General features: G+C 59.8%; 19 protein-coding genes. 7 read left to right on the top strand and 12 right to left on the bottom strand.

The window, feature by feature from the left end; genetic code table 11:
* The coding region (locus tag AC1D35_RS31485) for a substrate-binding domain-containing protein (RefSeq protein ID WP_477941772.1) at positions 1-471 on the bottom strand (471 nt) is incomplete at its 3' end.
* A gap of 688 nt (positions 472-1,159) precedes the next feature.
* Here AC1D35_RS31485 and AC1D35_RS31480 point away from each other — a divergent pair.
* Positions 1,160-2,074, top strand: coding sequence for a phosphotriesterase family protein (locus AC1D35_RS31480; protein WP_477855713.1), 915 nt, complete (start codon positions 1,160-1,162; stop codon positions 2,072-2,074).
* A 278-nt stretch (positions 2,075-2,352) separates the two neighbouring features.
* On the opposite strand, the gene AC1D35_RS31475 is transcribed toward AC1D35_RS31480, so the two are convergent.
* On the bottom strand, positions 2,353-3,534 hold the full coding sequence (locus AC1D35_RS31475) for an acetyl-CoA C-acetyltransferase (protein WP_477941770.1): 1,182 nt from the start codon (positions 3,532-3,534) through the stop codon (positions 2,353-2,355).
* Between the two features lie 233 nt (positions 3,535-3,767).
* On the opposite strand from AC1D35_RS31475, the gene phaR reads away from it, so the two are divergent.
* On the top strand, positions 3,768-4,340 hold the full coding sequence (gene phaR / locus AC1D35_RS31470) for a polyhydroxyalkanoate synthesis repressor PhaR (RefSeq protein ID WP_113302037.1): 573 nt from the start codon (positions 3,768-3,770) through the stop codon (positions 4,338-4,340).
* On the opposite strand, the gene AC1D35_RS31465 is transcribed toward phaR, so the two are convergent.
* From AC1D35_RS31465 to mtgA, 5 genes are all read right to left on the bottom strand, one after another.
* Complete coding sequence (locus AC1D35_RS31465) at positions 4,335-4,742, bottom strand: hypothetical protein (protein WP_113302038.1); 408 nt, start codon at positions 4,740-4,742, stop codon at positions 4,335-4,337. The two genes, phaR and AC1D35_RS31465, sit on opposite strands and share 6 nt — an antisense overlap.
* A gap of 143 nt (positions 4,743-4,885) precedes the next feature.
* The gene (gene rpmF / locus AC1D35_RS31460) at positions 4,886-5,071 is read right to left on the bottom strand and encodes a 50S ribosomal protein L32 (RefSeq protein ID WP_003543812.1); all 186 of its coding nucleotides are present in this window, start codon (positions 5,069-5,071) and stop codon (positions 4,886-4,888) included.
* A gap of 155 nt (positions 5,072-5,226) precedes the next feature.
* On the bottom strand, positions 5,227-5,874 hold the full coding sequence (locus tag AC1D35_RS31455) for a glutathione S-transferase family protein (protein ID WP_113312003.1): 648 nt from the start codon (positions 5,872-5,874) through the stop codon (positions 5,227-5,229).
* 12 nt (positions 5,875-5,886) lie between these two features.
* Positions 5,887-6,609 carry a DUF1868 domain-containing protein gene (locus tag AC1D35_RS31450; protein WP_113312002.1) on the bottom strand — a complete coding sequence of 241 codons (723 nt, stop codon included), beginning with the start codon at positions 6,607-6,609 and terminating at the stop codon, positions 5,887-5,889.
* A 98-nt stretch (positions 6,610-6,707) separates the two neighbouring features.
* Positions 6,708-7,445: a monofunctional biosynthetic peptidoglycan transglycosylase gene (gene mtgA, locus AC1D35_RS31445; RefSeq protein WP_477941767.1), complete on the bottom strand. Its 738-nt coding sequence runs from the start codon at positions 7,443-7,445 to the stop codon at positions 6,708-6,710.
* A 134-nt stretch (positions 7,446-7,579) separates the two neighbouring features.
* On the opposite strand from mtgA, the gene AC1D35_RS31440 reads away from it, so the two are divergent.
* Positions 7,580-8,494, top strand: a complete 915-nt coding sequence (locus tag AC1D35_RS31440; protein WP_113312001.1) for a polyprenyl synthetase family protein — start codon at positions 7,580-7,582, stop codon at positions 8,492-8,494.
* Positions 8,495-8,552: 58 nt separating this feature from the next.
* On the opposite strand, the gene ispG is transcribed toward AC1D35_RS31440, so the two are convergent.
* The 3 genes from ispG to AC1D35_RS31425 all read right to left on the bottom strand — a co-directional run bounded on the left by ispG (position 8,553) and on the right by AC1D35_RS31425 (position 11,938).
* The gene (gene ispG / locus AC1D35_RS31435) at positions 8,553-9,800 is read right to left on the bottom strand and encodes a flavodoxin-dependent (E)-4-hydroxy-3-methylbut-2-enyl-diphosphate synthase (protein WP_113312000.1); all 1,248 of its coding nucleotides are present in this window, start codon (positions 9,798-9,800) and stop codon (positions 8,553-8,555) included.
* A gap of 95 nt (positions 9,801-9,895) precedes the next feature.
* Entirely contained in the window at positions 9,896-11,089 is a 1,194-nt protein-coding gene (locus AC1D35_RS31430; RefSeq protein WP_113302044.1) for an MFS transporter, read from the bottom strand.
* A 72-nt stretch (positions 11,090-11,161) separates the two neighbouring features.
* Positions 11,162-11,938: a DeoR/GlpR family DNA-binding transcription regulator gene (locus AC1D35_RS31425; protein WP_477941763.1), complete on the bottom strand. Its 777-nt coding sequence runs from the start codon at positions 11,936-11,938 to the stop codon at positions 11,162-11,164.
* A 210-nt stretch (positions 11,939-12,148) separates the two neighbouring features.
* On the opposite strand from AC1D35_RS31425, the gene AC1D35_RS31420 reads away from it, so the two are divergent.
* The 4 genes from AC1D35_RS31420 to AC1D35_RS31405 all read left to right on the top strand — a co-directional run bounded on the left by AC1D35_RS31420 (position 12,149) and on the right by AC1D35_RS31405 (position 15,489).
* Positions 12,149-13,018 (top strand): DMT family transporter, encoded by an 870-nt coding sequence (locus tag AC1D35_RS31420; protein WP_113312005.1) that lies wholly within the window; start codon positions 12,149-12,151, stop codon positions 13,016-13,018.
* A gap of 154 nt (positions 13,019-13,172) precedes the next feature.
* On the top strand, positions 13,173-13,946 hold the full coding sequence (locus AC1D35_RS31415; RefSeq protein WP_477941761.1) for an amino acid ABC transporter substrate-binding protein: 774 nt from the start codon (positions 13,173-13,175) through the stop codon (positions 13,944-13,946).
* A 104-nt stretch (positions 13,947-14,050) separates the two neighbouring features.
* Positions 14,051-14,731, top strand: a complete 681-nt coding sequence (locus AC1D35_RS31410; RefSeq protein ID WP_113302047.1) for an amino acid ABC transporter permease — start codon at positions 14,051-14,053, stop codon at positions 14,729-14,731.
* Positions 14,728-15,489: an amino acid ABC transporter ATP-binding protein gene (locus AC1D35_RS31405; RefSeq protein ID WP_113311998.1), complete on the top strand. Its 762-nt coding sequence runs from the start codon at positions 14,728-14,730 to the stop codon at positions 15,487-15,489. The genes AC1D35_RS31410 and AC1D35_RS31405 overlap by 4 nt, the downstream gene beginning before the upstream one ends.
* 43 nt (positions 15,490-15,532) lie before the next feature.
* Here AC1D35_RS31405 and AC1D35_RS31400 read toward each other — a convergent pair whose 3' ends face one another.
* Both AC1D35_RS31400 and AC1D35_RS31395 read right to left on the bottom strand, forming a co-directional pair.
* Positions 15,533-16,105 (bottom strand): NADPH-dependent FMN reductase, encoded by a 573-nt coding sequence (locus AC1D35_RS31400; protein WP_477941760.1) that lies wholly within the window; start codon positions 16,103-16,105, stop codon positions 15,533-15,535.
* A 166-nt stretch (positions 16,106-16,271) separates the two neighbouring features.
* The coding region (locus tag AC1D35_RS31395) for a biotin/lipoyl-containing protein (RefSeq protein WP_477941758.1) at positions 16,272-16,738 on the bottom strand (467 nt) is incomplete at its 5' end.

The following is a 16,738-nucleotide window of genomic DNA, read 5'->3' as shown; positions in this document are numbered from 1 at the left end:
GGTCACGCCTGCTGCCTTCAGTTTCGCAACGACGGCTTCGCCGACCAGCTTACCCATCGCCTTGTTGTCCCGGCCAACGTGGGCGGCCACCTTGCCGCCATTGACCGGGCGATCGACCGTGATGACCGGTATACCGGCCGCTGCGGCCGCATCAAGCGAAGGGCCGACGGCATCCGGGTTGACCGGATTGATGATCATTGCGTCGACGCCCTGTGTGATCAGGTCTTGGATGTCGTTGTTTTGCTTGGTGACGTCGCCATTGGCATCGAGAAAGACGAGCGTGTCGCCAGAAGCCTTGGCGGCGGCTTCAGCGCCAGTCTTCAGTTGGACGTAGAATGGCGACTGCAGCGTGACCTGACTGAAGCCGATCTTCAGGTCCTTGGCCTGCGCCGTTGCGCCGCTCATCGAAAGGAGCGCCAGTGCGGACACGGCTGCAGAAAAACTGGCAATAAGTGCACGACGAGTATTCATTGGAACCTCCCAAATGATCAAGGACAGATTGCCCTCCCGGCAATCAGCATTTGTGATATTAAATCACTTCCGCTGCTTTCAGCCGAACATAGTCGTCGTTTTTCTGTCAATCGCGTTTGGCAAGGAAGCGGGAAAAACTATCTATCCATCTGGAATACAACGAAAATTTCTTGTTCAGTGAGAACTTCTCGGTCTCTGGATTCGAAATTGGTGGCGGATCGATCCATGTGAGTGAGAATTTGACGGCTTTCCGATTCCTGCATTTGTTGGATTTTTATGATCGATCCGATTGGCGGAATTGCACATTGGGTATCTGTCGACACCCAGGATGTAGAAATGTCGTCTTGGTAGGATCGTGCGGATGCGGGAAGTCTAGCCGGCCGGTGGACTTGGCTCGAAGCGAACCAGCCTTTATGATCTCCAACAGATCGGCCTCCGCCTCAACGAGCTCGCGTACCTTCTCCTTCGAATGTCCCTGCCGATACCACGACGACCTTAAGCCCGAAGTTGCTCAGCAGCCCACGCATATCGAAGCTATTAGGAAGTGGCGCGAAGCCGATTACCCCATCTATGCTGAAAGCTGCGATACGCTTCTTTACACGCTCTTGGGGATCAGTTTGGCGATCGCCACTTCATTATATGTCCTGTACAGTCACCGTTGTGCCAAATCCGACGGAAGCCTCAAATGATGACGCAGATTTACACCACTCTGGGGCCAAGGCGCCGCGACGAAGTCGGGATGATTCTCCCGCACGAGCATGTGTTCGTCGATCTTAGAACGCCCGACCAACCAGGCTACGCAGAGGCGGAGATAGACGCAGTCGTGGCACTGATGGTCCCGCAGATTGAGGCGATCAAACGGCAAGGCATAACACTGCTCGTAGAGTGTACGACGGGGGGCGTAGGAAGACGTGCGGACATCGATCTCGCCGTGTCGAAGGCAGCCGATTTTCCGATCGTCGTCCCGACCGGCAACTACCGCGAACCGTGGATACCCGCCTGGGTGGCAGAGGCTAATGAGGACGATCTTGAACAATGGATGGTCAGCGAGCTTACCGAAGGAATCGAGGACACTGGCGTCTTGGCGGGATGGATCAAGCTCAGCGCTGGCGACGACGGGATCTCGCCTCTCGAAGCCCGCATTCTCCGCGCGGCAGCAAGAGCATCCGTGCAGACCAATGCCGTGATCGGCTCCCACACGATCCGGGGAAGGGTTGTGATGGAGCAGTTGGACATTCTTCAGTCGGAGGGCTGCTCACCAGAGCGCTTTATATCGATCCATACCCAGGAGGAAAGGGACTTCGGGCTTCACCGGGCATTGGTGGAGCGCGGTGCGTGGATCGAATACGACCATGTCGGGAGGGCGCCCGACGAGGATCTGGTCGCAATGATAATGCGCGCCCTTGAAAACGGCCTTGGCGAGAAGTTGCTCATAAGCCACGATCTCGGCTGGTATGATCCGGCGCAACCCGGTGGTGGAACCCCGAGACCTTACACGCATCTTGTCGAGAGCCTTCTGCCATCGCTCAAAGTCGCGGGCGCAAGCCAGGATGCGATCCGGCAACTCACCGAAGTCAATCCGTTTGAGGCATTCGCACGCTGAAGCAAGGCTTCGACTGTCACCGAAAAGCGAATTGGTCGTAATCGCAAGTCGACGGCTCATATGCGTTCAAGAGCGACGGTTGGATGTCCTTGACCGCAAACGACCTGATATTTGGGTAGTGACGCGGAATATCAGGCGCGTCGCGCTTAATCTACCCTTCGCTTCCTCAACGAAGAAGGCGCGGCTTGCGTAAATAGCAGCTCAAAACATGCCTGCCGATCTCATCAGGTTCTGGCGACCACGATAAAGAGTTCGTGCAGCTCGATGGTTATTCCTGCTCAAAACGCCTCGAAGCACATGGCGACACCCATGCCGCCGCCAATGCATAATGTGGCAAGACCTTTCCTGGCGCCGCGGCGCTTCATCTCGAAAAGCAGCGTGTTGAGGACGCGYGCGCCCGACGCACCGATCGGATGACCGATGGCGATCGCGCCGCCGTTGACGTTGACGATAGCAGGATCCCAGCCGAGATCCTTGTTGACGGCRCAGGCCTGGGCCGCGAAGGCCTCATTGGCTTCGACGAGGTCGAGATCGCCSACGGACCAGCCGGCCTTTTCCAGCGCCTTGCGGGAGGCCGGGATCGGGCCGGTTCCCATGACCTGCGGATCGACACCGGCRGTTGCCCAGGAAACGATGCGGGCAAGCGGCTGGATACCGCGCCGGGACGCTTCCGCTTCGCTCATCAGCACGGTCGCGGCAGCACCATCGTTGAGGCCGGAGGCATTCGCCGCCGTCACCGTGCCGTCCTTGTCGAAGGCGGGCCGGAGTTTGGCCATCGCCTCCATCGTGGCACCGTGGCGGATATATTCGTCTGYATCGACGGTCAGGTCACCCTTGCGAGCYTGAATGACGTAGGGAATGATTTCGTCCTTGAACCGGCCGGCCTTCTGCGCGGCCTCSGCCTTGTTCTGCGAACTCACCGCGAACTGGTCCTGCTCGTCGCGKGAAAGCTGCCACTGGCGGGCGATATTTTCYGCSGTGATACCCATATGATAGCCGTAGAAGGCGTCGGTCAGACCGTCCTTGATCATTGTGTCGATCATCTTCATGTCGCCCATCTTCACGCCGCCGCGCAAATGCGCTGCATGCGGMGCCATCGACATGGATTCCTGGCCGCCGGCGACGATGATMTTCGCATCGCCGAGCGCGATCTGCTGCATGCCGAGGGCAACGGCGCGCAGGCCGGAACCGCAGAGCTGGTTGACGCTCCAGGCTGTCGCTTCCTTGGGAACGCCGGCCTTCATCGCCGCCTGGCGAGCCGGGTTCTGGCCTTCGCCAGCCTGCAGGACCTGGCCAAGGATGACCTCGTCCACCTCTTCAGGGGAAACATTTGCCCGCTCCAGCGCGCCCTTGACGGCCGCCGCCCCGAGTTCGTGAGCGGGAACCGTGCCGAAAGCACCGTTGAAGGAACCGACAGCGGTGCGCGCTGCGCTGGCGATGACGACGGATGAGCTGCTCATGAGTGGGTTTCCTCGTTTCTCGTCACACATATAAGTGGAAACTGACAAAGCTGCAGGCCCAAGTCAAATGCCAAGACCGTTCCACCATTTGCTGCAGCGCCCTCGAATGGATTTATCCGTTCAGGGAAAGGGCTTGCCGCATCGCACAAAGAGATTGTCACCGCCCTTCTTTTGCGTCTACAGTCTCTGGTGGGGGAGTATCCATACAATCAGACGGGGTTTGGGAGACTGATATGGCGAAGACCGAGGGTCAGATCGTAATTAAGAAATATGCCAATCGCCGCCTCTACAATACAGGCACCAGCACCTATGTGACGCTGGAAGACCTGGCGGAGATGGTAAAGAAGGGGGAGGATTTTACCGTTCAGGACGCCAAAAGCGGTGACGACATCACGCATTCGGTACTGACCCAGATTATTTTCGAGCAGGAATCGAAGACCGGCAACACACTGCTTCCGATCCCCTTCCTGCGTCAGCTGATCACCTACTATGGCGACCAGATGCAGATGGTCGTTCCAAGCTTCCTCGAACATTCCATGCGCGCCTTCACGGAGCAGCAGGTGCAAATCCGCGAGCAGGTGAACCGAGCCTTTGGCGAAACGCCGCTCGGCAAGAACCTGCAGCTTCCCATGCAGATGGTCGAAGATCAGGTCCGCCGGAACACCGAGATGTTCCAGCAGGCCATGCAGATGTTCTCACCCTTCATGACGCCGCCGCCAAAGGAAACCCGCAAGGCGGAGGCCAAGGACATCGACGAGCTGAAGGAACAGCTTCGCGCGCTGCAGAACAAGCTCGACAGCCTATAGGCCGATCGAAACGTCTCGGCCGGCGCTGCGGATCGACACCGCAAAGCCGCCGATCACGTCTATCAGCGCGATGGTCATCAGGATGAAGAAGACCTGGGTCGCCGCATCCTGGACGAGAAGAAACTCGACCAGGAAGGCGATAAAGACCAGCATCGACAGCATGTGATTGATGAGGCTGCCGGAACCGTTCCGGGTCGCTTTCAGGATCTCGAAGAAGAGTACGACGAGCGCCACGACGATGAAGAGATCGCCGAGCGCCATGCTCCAGATTGCGCCCGAAAGCATCGACAGCATGATCACGTCATGCTGGAGCGATGAAATTCCGCCACCACCCATCACGCCCACCATCGCCAGATTGTAAAGAATAAATGGAATAACCATCAGCGGTATTGTGGCAATCATGCAGAAAATTCTCCCCGATCTCTAGGGAATACTGCCTGATATCACCGTCTCACTTCAAGGCATCGAAGATTATAATATCTTGAAAAGAAAAAGGCCGGCATTGAGCCGGCCTTTAAAACTTTATCGGACAAGCCGAACAGAAATTATGCGCTTTCCTTCGGCGTCAAAACCTGACGGCCGCGGTACATGCCGGTCTTCAGATCGATATGATGCGGGCGGCGCAGTTCGCCGGAATTCTTGTCTTCGACATAGGTCGGAGCCTTCAGCGCATCAGCCGAACGGCGCATGCCGCGCTTGGACGGGCTCGTTTTTCTCTTCGGTACAGCCATTTCTTTTACTCCACTTGCGGGCAAAACATTCCCACGGCCAGACTGGCGGCCGAAACGGACATGTCGCGATTTCGGAATTTTGCGCGCTTATACATGCAAGGGGTGGCCTTGACCAGTCCCCACATGTATTTTTTGCGCTACCTCGGATTCTCCACTCAGACTTCGTCTTCCGGCACGATCCACGGCTCGGCGCGGGCCGCTTCCTCCCACTTCCGCCAGGCCGGATGCGCCTTCATCGCACCCATATAGGCCAGTGTATCGTCGTGGCTAACAAGATCATAGATGTCGAAGCGGTTGACGACGGGTGCAAACATCGCGTCTGCCCCACTGAATTCGCCAAAGAGGAACGGCCCCCCGGTTTTTCGGAGAAGATCGCGCCAGATGGTCTCGATGCGGCCGATATCGGCGGAAACCTCGTCAGGCAGCGCGATCTTGCCCTTCGGCCGGCGAATATTCATCGGGCAGGCGCTGCGCAGCGCCCGGAAGCTCGACATCATCTCCATGGAGACCGAACGGGCAAGCGCCCGCTCGGCACGATCCCCAGGCAGCAACCCGGCATCGGGATAAAGACCGGCTACATATTCGATGATCGCGAAGGATTCCCAGATCTTCAGCGCACCGTGCTGCAGCAAGGGCACATGGCCGCTCGGCGAGACCGCCTTGATGTTGGGATTCCCACCAGGATAGTCGAATGGGATCAGCACCTCTTCGAAATCGATGCCGACGCCCGTCAGCGCCATCCATGGTCGGAAGGACCAGGAGGAGTAATTCTTGTTGGCGATGGTGAGCGTCAGCTTGTCCATGGTGCGTTCCTGTCAGGGTTCGAAATCGAAGATCAGCAGTTCGTGGAAGTGGTTCATATCCTCGAACATGCAGAAAGCCGGCGGCATCATCTCGAACACCGGCGCCCTGCGGCGGATATCCTCCGTCACCTCATCGAGCATGACCTGCCAGCGCGGCAGTGCCTCGTCTTCCAGCCGTTCGATCGCGTAGGCGAAGGTCACGTGGAACTTGTAATCCTCATGGTTCGGCTGACGAAAGCCCAGAAGATCGGCCATCGCATCGCGCCAGGCGCGCATCACCTCGCGGTCCTCTTCCGTCGCGCCTTCGACCAGCAGGCCGGACGGGCGGGCCTCGACAATCGCAACCTTGAAGGGCTCGAATATGGAGAAGCCTTCCAGCCGTGCGGCCATAAGCTCGGTCATGTCGTCGATCGGCGTGTCGAGCGAAAGGTCGCCCGGCCAGTAATCCTGCTTGCGGCGCCCCTCGATCACGCCTTCGAAGAGCGTCATGTGGATACTGGTAATCGGCGTGAAGAGGAATTGCGGTGCCTCGGGCATAGCCAGATATTTTTCGCGCGCCTCGATCAGCGCCCGCTGCGTTTTCGACCCCTTAACAGGATGGCAGACGATGGTGTTGCCTTGCTCCGGCAGGAAACCGCCGACCTTGCGGTAGCGGGTGCCCAAATGCGCCGGCGGAAACGAATTGTGACTCTTGGAATACTGAAGAAGTTCGGGCGAAAGTGTCGTCGTGGTCATGGGCGACTCAAAGGGCTCTGGTTGGGACTRCACTCGCCGATATGGCAGGACCAAGAATGTCAGATGACGCTTGCCGCTTCCAACGACAAGTTCTGATGTCAATCATAGATGCACTTGATGTAATCACCCGAGCCCTGGGCCCGTCGTTCGATGAGCCCTGCAAGCCTGCGCAGCCCTCGCCCGGGCTTTCCGGCATTGCGATCGATCGGGTTCGGCAGCGAAACTGCAAGCAACGAGGCCTGCCGGCGCGTGAGCTTGGAAGCCGGCACCTTGAAGTGATATTGCGCAGCCGCYTCGATGCCGTAGATGCCCGGCCCCCATTCGGCGATATTGAGATAGATCTCCATCAGCCGCCTCTTCGACCAGACGAAATCGGAGCCGACCGCCAGCGGCAGTTCCATCCCCTTGCGGATGAAGGAGCGGCTGTTCCAGAGGAAGAGGTTCTTTGCCGTCTGCATGGGAATGGTGCTGYCGCCGCGCGTCTCCTGGCCCTTTAGCGTATCTTCGACGAGCATACGCATCTCGCCCCAATCGACACCGCCGTGAAAGCAATATTGCCCGTCTTCCGACATCATCACCGATTGCACGAGAACAGGCGCAACATCGTCAATCGACACCCACCGCCGGTCATAACCGCGCAAAAGCACGAGATCACGCAGCATCAGCGTTGAAACCGGATGGATGAAGGGCAGCAGATAGAGGAGGATCAGCATATAGGGCAAAAGCAGCACCGCCAGAACGGCAAGAACAATGCGCTTCAGCACCTGGCGGTCTCCAAACCAGCGCCGGCGAACCGGCGCCTCGACGCTCTCCTCTGTCTGCGGCGCTATATCCAATGTCCCAGTCCGATTTCGCCCTCGTCGTTGTCATACCGCCTGAAAACCCGCATTGCCAGAGTGCAGCGGAAATCTTGACGCGGTGATCGACAATTCCGTTGCCAGCTGCCGTTGCGTCGTGTCAAAGAGCGCGCATGGACGCTAAGCGGGAAACATTCGAGACGCGGTTGAAAAGCGGTGCCGCCGAGATCGAGGCACTGCTCGATCTCCTGCTCTCTCCTGCCGTACTATCCGACGAGATCGCCCGTCCCGACCTCCTGCGCAGCGCCATGCACTACGCCGTCCTGAATGGCGGCAAACGCCTGCGCCCCTTCCTTGTCGTTGAAAGCGCAGCACTTCTCGGCGGCAATAGGCAGGCCGCGCTTCGCGTCGGCGCGGCACTCGAATGCATCCATTGCTATTCTCTCGTTCACGACGATCTGCCGGCGATGGACGACGACGCCCTGCGCCGTGGCAAGCCGACCGTGCATATCAAATTCGATGAAGCGACCGCCATTCTGGCCGGCGACAGCCTGCTGACCTATGCCTTCGACATCATCGCGGCGCCGGAAACGGACCTGCCGGACCGCAGCAGGACGGAACTCGTTGTGGCGCTCGCCCGCGCCGCTGGCCTCGGCGGCATGGCCGGCGGACAGGCACTCGACCTTGCCGCGGAAAAGCAGGCGCCGGACGAAGCCGGCATCATTCGCCTGCAGGCGATGAAAACAGGCGCGCTGATCCGTTTCGCCTGCGAGGCCGGTGCCATTATCGCCGGCGCTTCGGCCGAGGACCGGCAGCGCCTGCGCAGCTTCGGCGAGAAGATCGGCCTCGCCTTCCAGCTTGCCGACGATATTCTCGACCTGACCTCCGATATCAAGACGATGGGCAAGGCGACCGGCAAGGATGCCGCTCGCGGCAAAGGAACGCTGGTGGCTCTTCACGGCATGGAATGGGCGGAGACGCAACTGCGCCAGCACGTCGAAGACGCGGAAACCCTGCTCGCCCCATATGGCGAACGCGCCGCAGTGCTGATCGCCACTGCCCATTTCGTAGCCGAACGTCAGAACTGAGACAGAGAAAAGGCAGCGCTATCAGCCTGCCACCGGAGGTCGTCGAAAAGCGGAGTGATTACTCCGCTGCCGTCTTCTGACCGAAACGCTTTTCGATATAGTCGATGACGAGCGCCTCGAAATCCGAGGCGATATTCGGGCCGCGCAGTGTCAGCGCCTTCTTGCCGTCGATAAAGACAGGAGCCGCCGGCGTCTCACCGGTACCGGGCAGCGAAATGCCGATATCGGCATGCTTGCTCTCACCAGGTCCGTTGACGATGCAGCCCATGACGGCGACGTTGAGCGCTTCCACACCCGGATATTTCTCACGCCAGACCGGCATGTTCTTGCGGAGGTCGTTCTGGATGTTCTGCGCGAGCTCCTGGAACACCGTCGACGTCGTACGTCCGCAGCCCGGACAGGCCGCAACAACAGGCACGAACTGGCGGAAACCCATGACCTGCAGCAGTTCTTGCGCCACCTGCACTTCGCGGGTGCGGTCACCATTCGGCTCCGGCGTCAGCGAAATGCGGATCGTATCGCCGATGCCGTTCTGCAGCACATAGCCCATCGCAGCCGAAGAGGCGACGATGCCCTTGGTGCCCATACCGGCTTCGGTGAGGCCGAGATGCAGGGCATGGTTGGAACGTTCGGCAAGCATGGAATTGACGGCGATCAGATCCTGAACCTGGCTGACCTTGGCCGACAGGATGATGCGGTTGCGCGGCAGGCCGATCTCTTCGGCAAGCTGCGCAGACAGCAGCGCCGACTGCACGATCGCCTCGTGCGTCACCTGCCGGGCCGAAAGCGGCGAGCCCTCGGCCTGGTTCTTGTCCATGAGCTGCGTCAGCAGTTCCTGGTCCAGCGAACCCCAGTTGACGCCGATGCGCACCGGCTTGTCGTAGCGGATCGCCATCTCGATGATTTCGGCGAACTGCTTGTCCTTCTTGTCCTTGAAGCCGACATTGCCGGGATTGATGCGGTACTTCGCCAGCGCTTCGGCGCAGGCCGGATGATCCGCAAGCAGCTTGTGGCCGATATAGTGGAAGTCGCCGATCAGCGGCACATCCAAACCGAGGCGCAGCAGGCGCTCGCGGACCTTCGGCACGGCGGCCGCACTCTCGTCGCGGTCGACAGTGATGCGGACAAGCTCGGAACCGGCGCGATGGAGTGCGGCGACCTGGGCCACCGTGGAATCCACATCCGCCGTGTCGGTATTCGTCATGGATTGCACGACGACAGGCGCACCTCCGCCGACGATGACACCGCCGACATCGACGGCAACAGAGGCGCGGCGTGGTTTCGGATCGAAATCGAAAGCAGACATGAAGAGCTCTTACACCCGGAAAACAGAGCCTTTCAGGTGGATCAAGCCCGCGAGCTTGTCAACCGCCCCGTATATCACTTTTGATTGGAGGCGGCTCAGTGGCCGCCGCCGGAGACTCCATCGGCATAATGCGCGAGCCTAGAGAATGCGAGAACCACGAGCAGCAGCACCGGCAGCGCCATGAAGACAGCCGCAAAGCCCACATGCTCGGCCACGAAGCCGATCACCGAAGGCGCCACCAGCATGCCGGAATAGCCCATGGTCGTGACGACTGAGATGCCGATGCCGGGCTTCAAGCCGGGGATGTTGCCCGCCGCCGAAAAAGCGATCGGCACCATATTGGAAATACCGATACCGCAAAGCGCGAAGCCGAGGATGGCGATTTCGGCATCCGGCGCAAGGCTCGTAAGCAGCATGCCGACGATGGCAAACAGCGTGCAGATGCGCAGCGTCTTGACCCCGCCGAGACGATCGCGGACCAGATCGCCGGCAAAGCGCATGGTCGCCATGGCCGCCGAGAAGGCCGCAAAGCCGAGACCGGAGAGGGCGACCGACGCACCCATTTCCTGCCTGAGATAAAGCGCACCCCAGTCGAGGATCGCTCCCTCCGGCACCATGCAGAACAGCGCCATAAGACCGAGCAGCCACGGCAGCGGCACCATCGGCAACTTCGTCTTCTCCTTCTTGGCATCGGGATGCGGCGGATCGGCAAGCACCATCGGCCAAGCGGCGGCAAGGAGAATAGCGGCAAGCACGGTTGCCAGTTCCGCGTGGCCGAGAATGCCGAGCTTGGAGATCACCAGGCCGCCGAGGCCAGAGCCAAGCAACCCGCCAAGGCTCCAGAAAGCGTGGCAGGACGACATGATCGCGCGGCGCATGGATTTTTCCACCGCCACGGCATTAGCGTTCATTGCCACGTCCATCGCGCCCATGAAACCGCCGAACAGAAAGAGCGAGATCGCCCCTGTGATGACGTTGGGAGCCAGCGTCAGCGCCAGAAGCATTGGCAGCAAACAGACGGCGAGCACCCGCACGACAACACGTGAACCATGCTTGGCGATCTGCGCGCCGGCGATTGGCATCATGACCAGTGAGCCGAAACCGAAGACGAGGATCATCAGTCCGAGTTCGAACTTGGTAAGCCCAAGCCGTTCGGCAAAATCGGGAATCTTCGGCGCCCAGCAGCCGACGACGAAACCATTCATGAGAAAGAGCAGCGAAACCGCCGCCCTGCTCCTGGTGATGAAGCCGCTCCGTACCCCCGGTGCTGCGCTCACATTATTGTCCATTTCCCTGTCTTTCCTCTCATCGGGCTTGCCGCCCAATTCCCGTTACTGGCCCCATTCCTGGCGCCGACAGCCTCAGGCCGTCTTGTCCGCAATAATCGTTCGGCATCCGCGTGCTCGGTATTCCCCAAGCATGACAGCATCCGCGTCGTGCTCCGCGACAAGGCATTCGCAATGGGCGATGGGCAAAACGCTGTGCGGCGCTGCTGTACCGAATTTTTCCGATGTCGCTGCCACCATCACCCGCTTGCTTCTTGACGTGGCGAACCGCTTGAACTCCGCGTCCTCAAAGCCGAACGTTGTCAGCCCCGCCTCGAGATCGACGCCGCAGGCACCCAGAATGCAGAGGTCGGGCGAAAGCTGCTCCATGTCGCGCAGGGCCTTGGCACCGAGCGAGCCGCCGGTCTGGCGGTCGACCAAACCGCCGATCAGGATGAGGTTGACTTCAGGTTTTTCGATCAGCGCCGCAGCGATCGCCGGCGCATTCGTTGCTGCCGTCAGTGGAAAGTCAGCCGGCAATGCCTTGGCAATTGCCAGATTGGTACTGCCGGCATCGAAGAAAACCATCGTGCCCGGGGCAATTTCGCCTGCAGCGGCGCGCGCCAGCGCCTGCTTCCGGTCGGCAGCAAAGCTCATGCGCTGGGTCAGGTTTCCGCGTGCCGGCGAAACCGGCAATGCCCCGCCATAGACCCGCTCGCAGAGCCCTGCTGCAGCCATCTCGCGCAGGTCACGCCGCACCGTATCTTCAGACACTCCAAATTCGAGTGCGAGTTCCGTTGCCAACACACGACCATGCGTCTTGAGCCGCTCGGAAATCACACTCTGACGTTCTCGCAACAGGAAATCCTGCATGTTCCTACCGGATTAATCTATYAAAATCTGCAATCATGCATAAACGCTGATAATCGTGCAGGCAATATGCACGGTCACACGTTTTCTGACGTCATGAAACAAAGCTCCAGCAGCAAGGCGAAATCTGGCCTATTGACCGGTTCGGAGGGCGCGAATATCGATCAGACATTCCTGATTCCTGCCAGCATCTCCCGCCTCTGGTGCACTCCCGTGAAAAACTCCGTCAGCTTGGGCATCGTGCTCACGACATCAGCCTATATGGCGTTCACCTTCCATGACGCGATCGTCAAGGTTTTGACATCAACGATCCCCGTTTGGCAGATCCTGTTTTTCCGCAGTTTCACTATCCTCGTCGGCTGCCTCGCCTATGGCCGCGGCAATCTCGTCCATCAGGCTGTCACCTCGCCGATCATCAAGCCGATGATCGCCCGAAGCATCCTTCTGCTCTGCGCCTGGCTCTCCTACTATACCGCCGCAAGCCGCCTGCCACTCGCCGAGGTTACAACACTCTATTACGCAGCCCCCGTCGTCGGCACCGTGTTGGCCTGGTTCATTCTCAAGGAAGAGGTCACGCCCGCCCGCTGGCTTGCCGTCGGCGTCGGCTTCGTTGGCGTGCTCATCGCCTGCAATCCGGTCGGGCTCGCGATCTCCTGGCCGGTCTATCTGGCGCTGCAGGCAGCCGTGCTCTGGGCTTCGGCCATGGTTCTGCTGCGCAAAACCTCGCTGCATGAGAAGACCATCATTCAGCTTGCCGTTTCGAACGTCTTCTTCCTCATCATGACCGGTATCGCCGTCATCTATACCTGGCAGACCCCGACCCTCACGCAACTTGGCCTGCTTATCGGTACCGGCGTCGTCGCCGGCTGCGCGCAATTCGCCCTCTTCGAAGGTATGCGCCAGGCCCCCGTCTCGGTGCTCGCACCGTTCGAATATACGTCGCTGGTATGGGCCTTCATCCTCGGCTACGTGATCTGGGCCGATATACCCACGCACAATGTCGTGGTCGGCGCGGTCATGATCCTCGGCGCCGGCTTCATCATCATCGTCAGCGAAAAATTGCGCCACCGCGCCACGGCCTGATACCGGTTTCTGCCGATTTATGGACTAGAAGGGCGGCTTGAGAAAAATATTCGCAGTTGCCGCTTTTATTTGCAGTTTTCTACGCTTCCGTAACGGTAATTTTCTGCGATGTATCGGCCATCCGAACACGATCTTCCCAAGGATGGATAAAACAATGAACTGGTTGAAAACCGTCGCCGCCGCCGCGCTCATTCAGGCCGCAGCCCTGCTGCCTGCTCATGCCGGCGAAAACCTCAKCGCCATCAAGTCTGCCGGCGTCTTCAAGATCGGCACGGAAGGCACCTACGCCCCGTTCACCTATCATGACGAAAGCGGCAAGCTCGTCGGCTTCGACGTCGAGATCGGCGAAGCAGTCGCAGCCAAGCTCGGCGTGAAGGCCGAGTTCGTCGAAGGCAAGTGGGACGGCCTTATCGCCGGCCTCGACGCCAAACGCTACGACACCGTCATCAACCAGGTCGGCATCACCGACGCCCGCAAGCAGAAGTACGACTTCTCCGAGCCCTATATCGCTTCGAAGGCAGTTCTGATCGTTCGTGACGGCGACGACAGCATCAAGTCCTTCGCCGATCTCAAGGGCAAGAAGTCCGCTCAGTCGCTGACCAGCAACTTCGGCAAGATCGCCACGGAAGCGGGCGCCGAACTGGTTGGGACCGACGGCTTCGACCAGTCGATCCAGCTCGTCCTGACCAAGCGTGCCGATGCCACGATCAACGACAGCCTGTCCTTCCTCGACTTCAAGAAGCACAAGCCGGACGCTCCGGTAAAGATCGTCGCCCAGCAGGAAAATGCCGATTACTCCGGCATCATCATCCGCAAGGGCGAGCCGGAACTGCTCGAAGGGATCAACAAGGCGCTCGCCGACATCAAGGCTGACGGCACCTACAAGAAGATCGCCGACAAATACTTCGGCCAGGACGTTTCGAAGTAAGTCCCGATACCGGCGGTTTCGCGCCGCCGCCATATCCTTTATAGCTGCATGAAAAAGCGTTCGGCGGACCCTCGCCGGACGCGTCTTTTCTTGAGGAGACGCCCTTGCCGCACTGGCTCCAACTGATGGCGGAATCGCTCCCCTCGCTCCTCTGGGCGGGGCTGATCTTCACCATCCCCCTCACGCTGCTTTCCTTCGCCTTCGGCCTGATTCTGGGGCTGATCACGGCGATTGGGCGTCTGTTCGGGCCGGGACCTGTTGCGGCCATCGCCCGCTTCTATGTCTGGGTCATCCGCGGCACGCCGCTGCTCGTCCAGCTTTTCGTGATCTTCTATGGCCTGCCGAGCATCGGCATCCTGCTCGATGCCTTTCCGGCGGCCCTGATCGGCTTCACGCTGAATATCGGCGCCTACAGCTCCGAGATCATCCGCGCCGTCATCTCCTCCGTGCCCAAGGGCCAGTGGGAAGCGGCCTATTCGATCGGCATGAACTGGCGCCAGGCCATGAGCCGCACCATCCTGCCGCAGGCCGCCCGCGTTGCAGTGCCGCCGCTGTCGAACACTTTCATTTCGCTGGTCAAGGATACCTCGCTTGCAGCTGCCATCACAGTGCCTGAGCTTTTTCAGGCCGCCCAGCGCATCGTCGCGACCACCTACGAGCCGCTGATCCTCTATATCGAAGCGGCGCTGATCTATCTCGCCTTGAGTTCCGTGCTTTCGACGCTGCAGCAGAGGTTGGAACGCCGTTTCGCGCGCTACGGCGGCATGCTGGAGGCAAATGCATGATCGAGCTTTCCAAGATCGAAAAGCGCTTCGGCGACGCAATCATCCTGAAGGACATCAGCATCCGCATTCCAGAAGGCAGCGTCACGGCTCTCGTCGGCCCGTCCGGCGGCGGCAAGAGCACGCTGCTTCGCTGCATCAACCTCCTGGAAATCCCGAGCGCGGGCACCATCCGCCTCGGCGAGGAAACGCTCTCTTTCTCCCCCGGCAAGCGTGTCGGCTGGCAGGCAATCCAGAAGATCCGCCGGCAGACCGGCATGGTCTTCCAGAACTTTCAGCTTTTCCCGCATCAGACGGCGATCGAAAATGTCATGGAAGGTCTGGTCACGGTCCTGAAATGGCCGAAGGCGAAGGCCCGCGAACACGCCATGGAGCTGCTGACGAAGGTCGGCATGGCGCACAAGACCGATGCCTGGCCCTCGACTCTTTCGGGCGGTCAGCAGCAGCGTGTGGCGATCGCCCGCGCCCTGGCGCCTTCGCCGCGCGTCCTGCTCTGCGACGAACCGACCTCGGCGCTCGATCCCGAACTTTCAGCGGAAGTGGTCGACGTGCTGGGCCAGCTTGCCCGCGAAGGCACGACCATGGTCATGGCGACCCATGATCTCCGCCTCGCCTCGAAGATCGCCAATGACGTGGTCTTTCTGGAGGCCGGCAGCGTGGTGGAAACGGGCAGTGCCAGGGCGATCTTCAATACGCCGGAGAAGGAACGCACCAAGCGCTTCATCTCCACCATCAACGCCGCCCACACCTACGATATCTGAGGCAATGCCGGGATGCGAGATCCCGGCATTGCTGAAACTGCGATCAGGCGGCTGTGACGACGGCACGTGCTGCCTTCAGCGCATTGCCCCACCAGGTCAGCTGATCGAGCAGGTTCTTGGCGGCTTCATTCAGATGGGCATAATCGCCGAGGCTTTTGCCTTCCTTCAGGACGGCAAGATATTCGCTGAACGCGATGTGAACCCCCGTCCTGACAGAAGCTGCACTCATTTCGACGAAGACCAGACGAAGTTGCTCGACGGCGCGTGCGCCGCCGACGCCACCGTAACCGACGAAGCCGACCGGCTTCTGGATGAAATCGCCGAGATCGATCGCGTTCTTCAGAACAGCCGTCGGAGCATGGTTATATTCGGCGACCGTGAATATGAAGCCGTCGAATTCGCGCAGCTTCTTCTTCCAGCGCTCGGYGGTTTCGCTTTCCGCCGTGGTGGCGCGCGCTTCGCCGAAGAAATGCATCGGGTAGTCGAGAAGATCGAGAACTTCGACCTCGAGATCGGAACGCTGGCCGACGAGCTCGGCGATCCACTTGGCCGGATGTTCGGCGAAACGGCCAATACGCGTGCTGCCGACGACGACGGCAATCTTCAATTTGCTCATGAGATGATCCCTGATTGGTCTTGGGGGCGATGATGGGAGCTGAGTCTATGAGAAAGCCTCCTCACCCGGCAAGGTGAGAAGGCTGCTAACTCATAGAAAAATCAGCTCTTTAACGACACGATCGCACACAATCGGGTGATGTCGGAAACGATCGTCCGTCCATTTCTTATCCGGCATAGACGACAAGCAGATCCTTGGCGTCGATCTGGTCGCCGGCCTTGACCAAGACTTCCGAGATCGTGCCGTCCTTTTCCGCATGCAGCGCCGTTTCCATCTTCATCGCCTCAATGGAAACAAGCACGTCGCCGGCGTTGACCGTCTGTCCAGCTGCGACGAAGACGCGCGAGATGACGCCTGGCATCGGCGCACCGACATGAACCGCACTGCCGGCTTCCGCCTTGCGCCTGATAGCGGCGCCCGACGCACCATGCGCCCGGTCCGGCACCTTGATGCGGCGCGGTTGGCCGTTGAGCTCGAAGAAGACGGTGACCATGCCCTGGCTGTCTGTCTGGCTCATCGCCTGATTGACGATGACGAGCGTCTTGCCTTTTTCGATATCGGCAAAGAGTTCGTCGCCATCCCGGAGGCCGTAGAAATAGGAGGGCGTCGGCAACACCGAGACCGGGCCGTAGG

Source organism: Rhizobium sp. P1_E6, from assembly GCF_056405875.1.
The sequence above is the reverse complement of the archived record's forward strand: the minus strand, read 5'-3'. Positions and strand labels throughout refer to the sequence as shown.

Bases quoted from the DNA above. Each gene is read 5' to 3' on its own strand.
- AC1D35_RS31440 (WP_113312001.1), top strand. From the start codon at position 7,580: ATGGACGCTAAGCGGGAAACATTCGAGACGCGGTTGAAAAGCGGTGCC.
- AC1D35_RS31450 (WP_113312002.1), bottom strand. From the start codon at position 6,609: ATGACCACGACGACACTTTCGCCCGAACTTCTTCAGTATTCCAAGAGT.
- AC1D35_RS31465 (WP_113302038.1), bottom strand. From the start codon at position 4,742: ATGATTGCCACAATACCGCTGATGGTTATTCCATTTATTCTTTACAAT.
- AC1D35_RS31425 (WP_477941763.1), bottom strand. From the start codon at position 11,938: ATGCAGGATTTCCTGTTGCGAGAACGTCAGAGTGTGATTTCCGAGCGG.
- AC1D35_RS31455 (WP_113312003.1), bottom strand. From the start codon at position 5,874: ATGGACAAGCTGACGCTCACCATCGCCAACAAGAATTACTCCTCCTGG.
- phaR (WP_113302037.1), top strand. From the start codon at position 3,768: ATGGCGAAGACCGAGGGTCAGATCGTAATTAAGAAATATGCCAATCGC.
- AC1D35_RS31405 (WP_113311998.1), top strand. From the start codon at position 14,728: ATGATCGAGCTTTCCAAGATCGAAAAGCGCTTCGGCGACGCAATCATC.
- ispG (WP_113312000.1), bottom strand. From the start codon at position 9,800: ATGTCTGCTTTCGATTTCGATCCGAAACCACGCCGCGCCTCTGTTGCC.
- AC1D35_RS31430 (WP_113302044.1), bottom strand. From the start codon at position 11,089: ATGGACAATAATGTGAGCGCAGCACCGGGGGTACGGAGCGGCTTCATC.
- rpmF (WP_003543812.1), bottom strand. From the start codon at position 5,071: ATGGCTGTACCGAAGAGAAAAACGAGCCCGTCCAAGCGCGGCATGCGC.
- AC1D35_RS31480 (WP_477855713.1), top strand. From the start codon at position 1,160: ATGACGCAGATTTACACCACTCTGGGGCCAAGGCGCCGCGACGAAGTC.